Here is a 12261-nt window from a genome sequence, read left to right on the forward strand (position 1 = left end):
GGCGGATACACGCGGTGCACGGTTTACGGCTTGGCTGCCGGCGCGCTGGCAGCGGGTGCCGATGCGCCGCCCTGGCCGCGGCGATGGCGGCGGCCCTGCTGGCCGTCCTGTCCGGCCGCCGGCGCGCTGGCCGGGCCGGCGCCGGGCTGGATCACCTCCACCGGCGCGCCGTCGCGCAGCTTGTCGGCGCCGTCGACGACCACGCGCTCGCCCGCCTTCAGGCCCTGCGCCACCGATACACGTTCGCCCTCCGTCACGCCCAGCTTCACCACACGCAGCGTCACCTTGCTGTCTTCGCCGACCACGTAGACGAACGTGCCCTGCGTGCCGCGCTGGATGGCCGCGCCCGGCACGATCACCTGGTCGCGCAGCGTATCCACGCGCATGCGCACGTTCACGAACTGGTTCGGGAACAGCATCGCGTTCTGGTTCGGGAACTGGGCGCGCAGCTTGACCGTGCCGGTGGTGTTGTCGATGGTGTTGTCCACCGTCATGAGCGTGCCGTGTGCGAGCACCGTGGTCTGGGCGCGGTCCCAGGCTTCCACCGGCAGTTTGTCGCCCGACTGCAGGCGCGGCATGACCTTCGGCAGGCTGTCTTCCGGGATGGTGTAGATGACGCTGATCGGATCGACCTGCGTGATGACGACGATGCCGTTGGTGTCCGACGCATGCACGATGTTGCCCGGGTCCACCTGACGCAGGCCGACGCGGCCCGACGCCGGCGCGGTGATGCGCGTGTACGAAAGCTGCACGCGCGCGTTGTCGACGTTGCCCTGGTCCAGCTTGACCGTGCCTTCGTATTGCCGCACCAGCGCCGCCTGCGTATCGACCTGCTGCTTGGCGATCGAATCCTGCGCGAGCAGCGTCTGGTAACGCTGCAGGTCGAGCCGGGCGTTCTGCAGCAGCGCCTGGTCGCGTGCGAGCTGGCCCTCGGCCTGTGCGAGCTGTGCCTGGTAGGTGCGCGGGTCGATTTCCGCCAGCAGGTCGCCGGCCTTGACGGTCTGGCCCTCGGTAAAGGCCAGGCGCACGAGCTGGCCGTCCACGCGCGTCTTGACGGTCACGTTGTTCACCGGAGTGACGTTGCCCAGCGCCGAAAGCACCACGTTGATGTCGCCCCGCGTGGCCGCTGCGACCATCACCGGCATTGGCTTGCCAGCCATGGCGGCGCGTCCCCCGCGGCCGCCGGCGCCGCCCGGGCCGCCGCTGTTGCGGTGCATCGCGTGGTAGATCGCATAGCCGACGAGCGCCAGGATGATCACCACGACCCAGATGGCCCAGCGCCGGCGCTTGCCGCCTTCACGGGACGGCGGCAGCAGCGTTGGCGAGACGGCATCGGGCCCCGGCGACCCGTCGTGCGTGGGGCGTGCGGCATCCGGTGAGCCGGGTTTCTGGTCCTGGGCGTCGGACATGTTGGCGTTCCTGTTTCTTGGCAATATGGGGACGAGCGCACATGATACTGGGCGCCCGTACCAGTCAGCCCGCAGCTTAAAGGCATCGTCTTTGCGCAGAATTAGCCGCACCGCCGGTTGTATTACGGCCCATTACAAACCGAGCGGGCTGTTACTGCGAGAAACAATATGGAAGACATGCGCGGGCGACGCTGCGGCCGCAGTCGCTATCATGAGCACACCTTCCAGCGTCCCCCAGAAAGATGAGCGGCACCAAGATCCTGGTCGTCGATGACGACGTCGAACTGCGCGACCTGCTGCGCGAATACCTGACCCAGCAGGGCTTTGCCGTGTCGGTGCTGCATGACGGTGACGGCCTGGCCGCGCGCCTCGAGCGCGAGCGCCCGGCGCTGGTCGTACTTGATCTGATGATGCCCAAGGTCGATGGCCTCTCGGCCCTGCGCGATCTGCGGGCCCGCAACGACGATGTGCCCGTCATCCTGCTCACCGCCCGCAGCGACGAGATCGACCGCATCATCGGCCTGGAGATCGGCGCGGACGACTACCTCGGCAAGCCGTTCTCGCCGCGCGAGCTGCTGGCCCGCATCAACGCCGTGCTGCGGCGCCGCCACGCCGTGCCGGCTTCGGCGCCGGAAGATCGCGACAGCTTCAGCTTCGGGCCGTTCAAGCTCAACTTCCGCATGCGCACGCTGTTTCGCGGCGAGCGAGCGCTGTCCATCAGCGATACCGAATTTGCGCTGCTCAAGCTGCTGATCACGCACCCCATGCAAGTGCTCACGCGCGAGCACATCGTCGAGCTGATGTACGGGCCGGGCAGCGGTGTGTCGGACCGCGGCATCGACGTGCAGATCTGGCGCCTGCGCCGGGTGCTCGACGAAGACGCCCAGCGCCCGCGCTATATCCAGACGGTGCGCGGGCGCGGCTATACCTTCGTGCCGGACGAGCGGGAAGAACGGGAAGGGGCCAATGAAGTACAAGGCTAGGTTCGACACGCTCTTCGGCCGCCTGGCCGTGTTGATCGTGGTTGTGCTGGTGCTCAGCCATTTCTCGTGGCTGGGCGTGCTGCGCGCGGAACGCCGCGAGCGGCAGTTCCAGGCGTCGGTCGATCAGATGGCCTTCCAGCTGCAGGCCTTCCAGGCGGTGGCGGACGGCCGCCTGCACGTAACCCTCCCCGACCTCGTGACCGAAACGACGGAAGCGCCCGCCGGCGAGGCGTTGTCCACGTCAGACAAGTCGGCCGAGCTCGCGCGGCAGCTTGCACGCCGCCTGCCGGCTGGCACGGAGCTGCGGCTGGAGGCGGCCGCCACCCCGCGCGTGTTCGTGCGCTTTCCGCAGCGCACCAAGTGGATCGCCATGCCGCTCGTGTGGGTGCATGCCCCGCCGACGATCTCCGCCGTGGTGCCGGGCGTGATGGTGGTGCTTGCCATTGCCATCGCATTCTCGCTGTTCGCCGCGTGGCAGATCCAGCGCCCCGTGCGTGCCCTGGCCGACGCGGCCGGCGCGCTGGCCCGGCGCCGCTACGTGCCCCCGCTCAAGGAGCGCGGGCCATACGAGCTGCGCCAGCTGACCGATCAGTTCAACCACATGGCCGCCGATCTGTCCGCCGCCGATGAAGAGCGCAACACCATGCTGGCCGGCATCGCGCACGACCTGAAGACGCCGTTGTCCCGCCTGCGGCTGCGCGCCGAGATGCTGGTCGACCAGAAGGCCGGCGCCGGCATCGAGCGCGACGTCGAATCGATGTCGGCCATCGTCGAGCAGTTCCTCGCCTACGCGCAAAGCGGTGACACCGAGGCGCGCGAGGTCTCGGTCGATCGCCATCTGCGGGGGCTCGTGCAGCCGTTTGCCGAGCAGGGCAAGCACGTTGCGCTGGACCTGCAGGCCGGAGAGCGCTTCCGGCTCAAGCCCACGCATCTGCAGCGCATCGTCGTCAACCTGCTCGACAACGCGTTCGCCTATGGCGCCGAGCCGGTCAACGTGCGCACCGCCCCCACCGAGGCCGGTTTTACGCTGACGGTGGAAGACCATGGTGCCGGCATTCCGGCCGCCGACGTGGAACGCGTCACGCGCCCGTTCGTTCGCCTGGACCCGGCGCGCGGCGGCAATGCTCATTGCGGTCTGGGCCTGGCAATCGTCGACCGGCTCGTGCGCCACCTCGGCGGGGAGCTCACGATCGGCCCGGTTGCGGCCGATGCGCCTTCACCCGGCTTCCGCGTGACCATGCGGTTTCCAGACGCGGCTGCGACTGCCTGACACATGGCTGGGCGATTTCCTAAGCTATCCTAAGGGCCGCTACCAAGACCCGCCTGGCGTCGTTGTGCCGCTGCCGTGCCAGCGTTGCCCGCCTGCCAGAGCCGCTTCACCGGGTTTTGTGAGCGGCTCTTGGCGCGACAAGCATGCTTGTCGCGTGTGTTCCACCAGAACTCATGGAGGAAAACGCATGGATTGTGCAGTCTGCCTCGTCAAGGATCCTCGTCAGGGCCGCAGGGCCGCCGCCGCCATTGCCGCCTGTGTCTTGGCCGTGGGCCTGGCAGCCTGCTCGTCGCCGATGCCTCCGTGGCAGCCGCCGCGTACCGTCATCGAGCCGGCGCCCCCACCTGCACCACCTGCACCGGCCGCCACGCTGCCCCCGGCGCCGTCCGCGCAGCCGATCGCGCCGCCGCCGCCGTCACCTGCGTACCCGGCAGCGCCCGAGAGCGCCGCACCGCCGCAAGCCGCGGTCGGCATGCCGAATCCGGCGTCGACGTACTGCCTGCAGCGCGGTGGTGAACTCGAGTTCTCCACCCGGGCCGGCGGGGCCGAGGTGGGCACCTGCGTGAGCCCGCGTGGGGACGAGTGCGAGCAGTGGGCATTCCTGCGGGGCAGCTGTACGTGGTAAGCCAAGTCATTGGCTGTCAGAGAAAGGGCCGCGGGATGCGGCCCTTCTGCCATGTGGCGACGCAATCAGCGTGGGCTGTGCCGGGCTTGGCGGCGATGCGGTCTGTGCGCTGCCATATGCACCACGGGTGCGAGCTTGACAGTCCTGCGGACTGGCCGCCGGCGAGCTCAGCCAGTTTCGGGTACGCCGCCATGCACGGGCGCCGCGCGGCCCGTGACGCCAAATCGTCTCAACGCCGCGCTACCACGACCTTGTCTGCGGATTCCGCCACCAGGCGCATCGGTACGCCGGCTTCCTGCAGGTGTTGCCACGTGACGCGGCGCATGAAGGCGTAGGCGGGCGGGCCTTCCGTCCAGCGCCGGATCCACTCAGCGGTGGTGGCGACGACCTTGTCGGGCTCCAGGCCCGCGCCCATCTCGAGTTCGTCGAAGCCAGCCACCAGCGTCATCGGTCGGCCCAGGTAGTAGATGGCGGTCTGGTCCAGCCACTCCACCGAGTAGAACGGCGTTTCCGGCGGAATCGGGCCGGTGGCATTCAGCGTCTTCTCGATGACGTCGCGGGCGGATAGCGCATCGCGGAAGATCTCGCTGGCGTTGAGCACGCGGTCCCAGCAGAACAGCGCCGAGAGCGACAGTACGATCACCGCCAGCGTGCGCCGTTGCCAGCGCAGGGCCACCAGCGCGGCGACCGTGCCGGCGCCCAGCATTGCCAGCACCGTGCGCAACACGGGCATGGCCTGCGCCACCTGTTCCGGGGGCATCTTGGCACCGCCTTTGGCACCGATCACGGGCACCGCCAGCCACAGCCCGATGGCGATCAGCAGGTTCACGCCCAGTGCCCAGGCAAGGGTGCGCGTCGGCATCTTTTCCAGGGTCAGCGCCAGCACGATCGCCAGGGCGGGAAAGGCCGGCACGATATAGCCGGGCAGTTTCGAGCTGGACGCCGAGAAGAACAGGAAGATCATCGCAGCCCACGCCATCGACCAGCGCATCAGGTCAAACCGATGCGTGCCGACCAAGAGATCGGCCACGCGCCCGATGCGCCGGCCGGCGGCGGCAAACAGGAGCGGCGTCCAGGGCAGCAGGCCGGCTGCCCCCACGGCGACGAAGTACCACCACTTGCCGGTGCGATGATGCTCGTTGGTCAGAAAGCGCTGGAAATGCTCGTGGACGAAGAAGAAGTCGAAGAACTCCGGATTGCGCTGCTGCACGAGCACGAACCACGGCACCGTGGCGAGCAGATACAGCGCCAGGCCCGGCAGCCAGTGCATGCGGCGGATCAGCGCCCAGTCACGCGTCATCAGCAGATACGCGGCGCCGATGAGGCCCGGCAGCACCAGCCCGATCAGCCCCTTCGTGAGCGTGGCACCGGCCAGCGCGAGCCACACCACGAGCATCCACCCGAGTCTTGCGCGGCGCGATGCGTCTGGGCGCTGCGCCAGCGCAAACCCGCACGCCCCCACGGTCAGGAAGAAGCCCACGCCCATATCGAGCGTGATGACCTGCCCGAACAGCACGTACAGCAGTGACGAAGCGAGAATGGCCGCGCCCGTTGCCGCCGCGCGGCCGCCGCGGTACGCCGCCAGCGTCCAGGCCGTCATGACGATGCCGCCCAGGCCGAACAGGATCGGCCACAGCCGCGCTCCCCAGGCACTGACGCCGAAGGTCTCGAACGTGGCCGCGGTCGTCCAGTACTGCAGGGGCGGCTTCTCGAAATACTTGAGATCGTTCAGCCGCGGCGTGACCCAATCGCCGGAAACCACCATCTCGCGCGGGATCTCCGCATAGCGGCCTTCATCGGGCCGGAACAGCGTGGAGCGCTGGAAGAGGTCGTCCATCCATAGCGCAAGAAATGCCGCAATGAGCGCAACGATGATCAACGTCATCCACGGGGAACGGCGTCGGGAGAGGTCCATGCGGGATTCCATGCTGAGGGGTAGACTTCGCGGGCACGGTCGGAAAGGCTAGGATTTTAGTCGATGCCGCATGGCACATGGCTTGCATTGGCCTGGCGCCCCTCTACTTGACCCCACCGCAGACCATCGCATGAGCAAGGCCAAGCTCGATACCTACCTGAATGACCGCCTCGACTGGAATCTGCTGCGCACCTTTCTCGCCATTGCGCGCGAACGCAGCATCAGCCGCGCCGCCACGCGCCTGCACCTGACGCAGCCGGCGGTCAGCCAGGCGCTCAAGCGGCTCGAAGACCAGCTCGGCCTGCAGTTGATCGACCGCCAGGCCAACCCCATCGACGTCACGCGCGCGGGCGAGGAAGTGCGGCAGATCGCGGAAGAGGTCTACGGCACCATCTCGCGGCTGTCGCAGGCCACCGGCGAGGGCGGGCAAGGGATTGCCGGCATGGTGCGCGTGGCCATCGTCAGCGGGCTGGATTTCCCGGAATACGACGCCTTTCTCGGGCGCTTTCATCGCGACTACCCGCGCATCGAGCTCGAATGCCAGGAGATGCGCAGCGCCGATGTCGTGCGCAGCCTGGAGCTGCGTACCGCCACGCTGGGCCTGTCGCCCAAGCGCGCGCTACCCAGGAAGATCGCGCACAGGCTGTTCCTGCGCCAGCGCTACGCCTTGTTCTGCGGGCAGTACCACCCGCTGTTCGGCAAGCCGGATGTGCAGATCGCCGATCTGGCCGGCGAGAAGTTCGTCTCCTTCACCGGCGACAAGCTCGGCGATCCGCTGTCGATGCTCACGTTCTTTCGCGACGAAATGGGGCTGACCGGCCCGGTGGTCGGCTCGTCATCGAGCATGTGGGAAGTGCGGCGGCTGATCGTGGCGGGCTTCGGCATCGGCTGCCTGCCCGAGCACGTGGCGCAGGACGATGTGGAGCAGGGCCGGCTGCAGCGCCTGCCGCCCGAAGGCGGCGTGGCCGATGTCGACATGCACCTGCTATGGCTGGTCGAGCGCAAGTTCAGCGCGGCCGAAGCAGCGTTTCTGGAAGCGCTGCACCGCTTCATCGATGCGCGCTATCCCGAAACGGCCGGCCATCAGTAACCGCGCGAAACGTCGACCACGTTGGCAAGCGCCTCGCCCTTGAGCAGGCGCCGCACGTTCTGCGCGACCTGCAGGCCGATGGTGTCCGCACTGGCGACCGACGCCATGTGCGGCGTGACGATCAGGTTCGGTGCACGCCAGAGCGGGTCGTCCGCCGGCAGCGGCTCGCTGGGAAAGACGTCCACGATCGCGCCGCCGAGCTGGCCGCCGTGCAGCGCTTCGAGCAGGTCCGCGGCGACAAGGTGCTCGCCACGCCCGACGTGGATCAACTTGGCACCGCGCCTGAGCCGCGCGAAGGTGTTGCCGTTCAGCAGGCGGCGTGTGGCGTCGGTCAGCGGCAGCAGGCAGACCAGGATGTCGACGCCTTCGAGAAACATCGGCAGGCCAGCTTCACCGCAGTACACGCCGATGCCGGGCAGCTCACGCGATTGCCGCGCCCAGCCGCGCACGCTGAAGCCCAGGCGATGCAGTTCTGCGGCCACGTGCGCGCCGATCTCGCCCAGGCCCATCACGCCCACGGTGCAGGTCGACGGAGCCTGCTGCTCAGGCCGGTACCACGTGGCGCTGCGCTGGTTGGCGAGCACGCGGTCCAGCTGGCGATGGAAATGCAGCACGCCCCACGTGACGAACTCCGCCATGCCGCGCGCGTGCTGCGGGTCCACCACGCGACACAACGGCACGGCGGGCAGGGTCGGATCGGCGAGGATGTTGTCGACGCCGGCTGCGATGCTGTGCACAAGCCGCACGCGCGGCATGGCGGCGATTGCTCCTGGCGGCGGGTTCCAGCAGACCGCGACCTCCGCCTCTTGCGCACCCGGTTCGCCGTACCTGCGCACGTCCAGCTCGGGCGCTGCGCGCAGGATGGACGGCACCAGGTGCGACATGTCGTAGTCGCGGCTGACGAGGGCAAGCGTGGTCATGCGCTCAGCTCCGGTAGTCCGAGCGCGAGGTGTCGATCAGCCGCAGCGCAGCGAGCCATGCACGCCGCGCGATGACGGGCGATTCTTCGCGGTTGAACTGTGCTGCCGTGCGCTGCCGGATGTCCTCTGGAGGGAAGCGCAGCGGCGTGCCGCCGGCCAGCGCCTGGATCTGCGCCTGGCATGCGCGCTCCAGGAAGTAGATCTCGTGTAATGCGTCGGCCGCCGTTGCACCGCCCGCGAGCAGGCCGTGGTTGCGCAGGATCATCGCCTTGTGCGGACCGAAGTCGCGCACCAGGCGTTGGCGCTCGCCCAGGTCCAGCGCGATGCCTTCGTAATCGTGATACGCGAGCTTGCCGTAGAACTTCAGCGCATGCTGGCTGATCGGCAGCAGCCCATGCTCCTGTGCCGACACCGCGATGCCCGCCGCCGTATGCGTGTGCACCACGAAATGCAGATCGTCGCGCGCAGCATGAACCGCCGAATGGATCGTGAAGCCCGCCGCGTTGACGGCGTAGTGTTCAGGATTGGCGTCGGCCCGCGCGTCGACGACGTTGCCGTCCAGATCGATCTTGACGAGGTCGGATGCGCGCATCTCGCCGAACAGCACGCCGTAGCGGTTGATGAGGAACGTCGGACGGCCGTTTTCATCGGGCAGGCGCGCGGTGATGTGCGTGTCGATCATGTCAGTCATGCGGAAGTGATCGACCAGCCGATACAGCGCGGCAAGATCCGTGCGGATCTGCCATTCCTCTTCGGAAAACGCCGCCGGGCGGCGCGTGTGCAGCGAACCGTGTTGGGCTTCCATGGAAATGCGATTGGAGGTGGACATCAATTCGTGGCGAGCGCCGCGGCTTCTTCTGCGGGCTGCCTGCCGTCGCGATAACGGCCCAGGCCGATGATGCCGGCCAGCGAGATGGCGGAGAGCACCGTGAAGAACAGCGCGAGCGGCAGCCATTCGCCCTTGTAGCGCTCGGCGAGCATCGTGCCGATCAGCGGTGTCGTCCCGCCGGCGATCATGGTGCAGAGCTGGTACGCGATCGAGATGCCGGAGTAGCGCACGCGCGCCGGGAAGGCCGGCGTCATGAAGCCCGCAATCACGGCATACACGGAAGAAAGCGTGACGACTGCCAGCGTGATGCCCGCCACCATCGCCACCGGGTTCTGCGTACTCACCAGCAGGAACATCGGATACGGCGTGAACATCGAGACGAACGCGGCCCACGTGAGGAAGCGCGTGTCGCCGTAGCGCTGTGCCAGCAGCGCCGACACCGGCTGCGACAGCAACTGCAGGATCGTCACGATGAACAGGCAGTCGAGAATCAGCGCCTTAGACATGCCGAGATACGTGGTGACGTACGAAATCATGAACGTGTTGGTGAAGAAGAAGCCGGCCGAGCCGATCGTCGTGGCCATCGCCGCCAGCGCGATCGGGCGCCACGCCGTGCGCAGCACTTCGCCCACCGGGTTCTTCAGCACTTCGTTGTTCTTCTGCATGCGCTCGAACTCGGGCGATTCCTTGACGCCCATGCGGATCGCCACGCCCACGAGCAGCAGCACGAAGCTCGCGAGGAACGGCAGGCGCCAGCCCCACGTGACGAAGCTGTCGTGGTCGAGCGATGACACCAGCCGGAACGACAGCAGCGACAGGATCAACCCGGCCGGGCTGCCCATCTGCGGGAACGATGCGAAGAACACGCGCTTCGCTTTTGGCGCGTGCTCGCTCGCCATCAGCACCGCGCCGCCCCATTCGCCGCCCACCGCAATGCCCTGCAGCACGCGCAGCAGCACCAGCAGGATCGGCGCCCAGATGCCGATGGTCGCGTAGCCGGGCAGCAGGCCGATGCCCGTGGTGGCAATGCCCATCAGGAGCATTGTCACGAGCAGCATCTTCTTGCGGCCGATGCGATCTCCCAGGTGGCCGAACACGGCGCCGGAAAGCGGCCGCGCAATGAAGCCCACAAAGAACGTCGCAAACGACGCCATCGTGCTCAGGAAACGGTTGCTGCTCGGGAAGAACACCTCACCCAGGACGAGCGCGGCGGCGGTGGCATAGGTGTAGTAGTCGTAGAACTCGACCGCCGTGCCGATGAAGGCGGCCATGGCCGCGCGCACGGGCTGGTGCGTGGCCGTGGCGGCCGTGGATGGCTGTGATGCTGACATGGGGCGTCCTCCTCTTTTGGGCGTGGCCCGCCGCCGCGCCGCCGATGTTCGTGCATCGGTCTGTGCCACGAGAGCGGGTTGTCGGTCGTCAGCCGACGCCGCCATTTATGCGCACCGATGCGGATGCCGGCAAATTCGCATTTTTGATTCCCCGTATTAGCCGGGCTTATGCATCGGAGTGGGGCGCGGGCGGGGATATCTGCGCTACGGCGGTGCGGTCGGGCAGCACCCCCGTGCGTTTCGCATCGGTGCGTTGGTGGGAATATTTGCCCCGCTTATAGCCCGGATAAACATTCGCAATTTGACGCGCATTTTGCGATTGCCAGATAAAGACGCCTGAATGCGCCGAGCCGGTCGGCGCGCATGCAGAGGAATGCAGACATGCTGAAGGTCAACGGGGCGCGGCTGTGGTCGAGCCTGATGGAAATGGCAGCGGTGGGCGGCACGCCCAAGGGCGGCGTGCGGCGCCTGGCGCTGACGGAAGACGATGCGGCGGGCCGCGCCCTGTTTGCACGCTGGTGCCAGGACGCCGGCATGACGCTCAGCACCGACCGCATCGGCAACCTCTTTGCGCGCCGGGCGGGCAAGCGCGCCGATGCTCGCCCGGTGGCAAGCGGCAGCCATCTCGACACGCAGCCCGAAGGCGGCCGCTTCGACGGCGTGTATGGCGTGCTGGCCGCGCTGGAAGTCGTGCGCACGCTCAACGATGCGGGCATCGAAACCGATAAGCCGATCGAGATCGCCGTGTGGACGAACGAGGAGGGCGCGCGCTTTACGCCGGCCATGCTGGGTTCCGCCGCGTTTGCGGGCGTGATGCCGCTGGAGCAGGCACTGGCCTCGCGCGATGTACAGGGCGTTTCCGTCGCCGAGGCGCTGGATGCGACAGGCTATGCAGGCGATCGCGCGGTCCCGGGCGAGCCGTTCGATGCGTATTTCGAGGCGCATATCGAGCAGGGCCCGATCCTGGAGGAGAACGGCGTGCCGATTGGCGTCGTCACGGGCGGGCAGGCCATCCGCTGGCTCGACGTGCGCGTGCAGGGCCAGGCCGCGCATGCCGGGACGACGCCGATGCGTTTTCGCCGCGACGCGATGTTTGCCGCTGCCGAGATGGCGTGTTCGCTCGAAGTCCTGGTCGACGCCTTTGCGCCGCACGGCCTCGTGACCATCGGCGAGATCGGCATCCGCAACGCCTCGCGCAACACCATCGCCGCCGACCTTGCCTTCGCGGTGGACTTGCGCCATCACGAGGACGCGCGCATCGCACAGATGGAAGCCGCGCTGCGCGAGCGCTTTGCCGAGATCGCCGCGCGCCGCGGCCTGGCAGTGCGGATCGACCAGCATTGGGTGAGCCCGGCCACGCCGTTCGATGCCGCGTGCGTCAAGGCCGTCGCCGATGCGGTGGAGCGGCTCGACTACCCGCATCAGCGCATCGTGAGCGGCGCGGGGCACGATGCCATTCACATCGCCAGGCATTGCCCGACGGCGATGATCTTCATCCCGTGCGTCAACGGCCTGAGCCACAACGAAGCCGAGGACGCCCTGCCCGAAGACGTCACGCGCGGCGCCGACGTGCTGTTGCACGCCATGCTGGCGCGGGCCGGATGACGCGTGCTGCGCTTTGTCCGACTCATCAGTAGGGTGGAGGTCCTGCACCTTGTTGCGGTAGGATGGCGCCTGCCGGCAATCCTGCCGGTTCAGTACGTCTTCAGGGCGGGGTGGAATTCCCCACCGGCGGTATGCGGGCAGTGTGTTTGCGCCCGTGAGCCCGCGAGCGCCCGGTATGCGCCTGCATATCGGGGTCAGCAGATCCGGTGAGATGCCGGGGCCGACGGTCAGAGTCCGGATGGAAGAAGATGTGCGGAACGACATGCTCCCGCCGACGGGGCGCG

General features: G+C 67.8%; 10 protein-coding genes and 1 riboswitch. Of the genes, 5 read left to right on the top strand and 5 right to left on the bottom strand.

Annotated features, from left to right (window positions below):
• Positions 1-23: 23 nt before the first annotated feature.
• Positions 24-1409, bottom strand: coding sequence for an MdtA/MuxA family multidrug efflux RND transporter periplasmic adaptor subunit (locus tag TK49_RS21385; protein WP_045219845.1), 1386 nt, complete (start codon positions 1407-1409; stop codon positions 24-26).
• A gap of 242 nt (positions 1410-1651) precedes the next feature.
• On the opposite strand from TK49_RS21385, the gene TK49_RS21390 reads away from it, so the two are divergent.
• From TK49_RS21390 to TK49_RS21400, 3 genes are all read left to right on the top strand, one after another.
• A complete protein-coding gene (locus tag TK49_RS21390) occupies positions 1652-2392 on the top strand; it encodes a response regulator (RefSeq protein WP_045219847.1) in 741 nt (246 codons plus the stop codon).
• Positions 2376-3662 (top strand): ATP-binding protein, encoded by a 1287-nt coding sequence (locus TK49_RS21395; RefSeq protein WP_045219849.1) that lies wholly within the window; start codon positions 2376-2378, stop codon positions 3660-3662. Before TK49_RS21390 ends, TK49_RS21395 begins: the two co-directional genes overlap by 17 nt.
• 187 nt (positions 3663-3849) lie before the next feature.
• Entirely contained in the window at positions 3850-4287 is a 438-nt protein-coding gene (locus TK49_RS21400) for a putative hemolysin (protein WP_045219851.1), read from the top strand.
• Positions 4288-4516: 229 nt separating this feature from the next.
• Here the strand turns inward: TK49_RS21400 and TK49_RS21405 are convergent, their stop codons facing one another.
• Positions 4517-6172 (bottom strand): ArnT family glycosyltransferase, encoded by a 1656-nt coding sequence (locus tag TK49_RS21405; protein WP_052698637.1) that lies wholly within the window; start codon positions 6170-6172, stop codon positions 4517-4519.
• A gap of 160 nt (positions 6173-6332) precedes the next feature.
• Between TK49_RS21405 and TK49_RS21410 the strand changes: the two genes are divergently transcribed.
• Positions 6333-7292 (top strand): LysR family transcriptional regulator, encoded by a 960-nt coding sequence (locus TK49_RS21410; RefSeq protein ID WP_045219856.1) that lies wholly within the window; start codon positions 6333-6335, stop codon positions 7290-7292.
• Here TK49_RS21410 and TK49_RS21415 read toward each other — a convergent pair.
• The 3 genes from TK49_RS21415 to TK49_RS21425 are packed head-to-tail and all read right to left on the bottom strand — an operon-like array spanning position 7286 to position 10324.
• Complete coding sequence (locus TK49_RS21415; protein WP_045219859.1) at positions 7286-8212, bottom strand: 2-hydroxyacid dehydrogenase; 927 nt, start codon at positions 8210-8212, stop codon at positions 7286-7288. The two genes, TK49_RS21410 and TK49_RS21415, sit on opposite strands and share 7 nt — an antisense overlap.
• Before the next feature lie 4 nt (positions 8213-8216).
• The gene (locus TK49_RS21420; protein WP_045220474.1) at positions 8217-9017 is read right to left on the bottom strand and encodes a class II aldolase/adducin family protein; all 801 of its coding nucleotides are present in this window, start codon (positions 9015-9017) and stop codon (positions 8217-8219) included.
• A gap of 23 nt (positions 9018-9040) precedes the next feature.
• Entirely contained in the window at positions 9041-10324 is a 1284-nt protein-coding gene (locus TK49_RS21425; protein ID WP_394372244.1) for an MFS transporter, read from the bottom strand.
• A 429-nt stretch (positions 10325-10753) separates the two neighbouring features.
• Here TK49_RS21425 and TK49_RS21430 point away from each other — a divergent pair, with 429 nt between their 5' ends.
• Complete coding sequence (locus tag TK49_RS21430) at positions 10754-11977, top strand: Zn-dependent hydrolase (protein ID WP_238587586.1); 1224 nt, start codon at positions 10754-10756, stop codon at positions 11975-11977.
• 92 nt (positions 11978-12069) lie between these two features.
• Positions 12070-12231, top strand: a riboswitch (FMN riboswitch).
• Positions 12232-12261: the final 30 nt, after the last annotated feature.

It is taken from the genome of Ralstonia mannitolilytica (genome assembly GCF_000954135.1).
Classification (GTDB): Bacteria; Pseudomonadota; Gammaproteobacteria; order Burkholderiales; family Burkholderiaceae; genus Ralstonia; species Ralstonia mannitolilytica.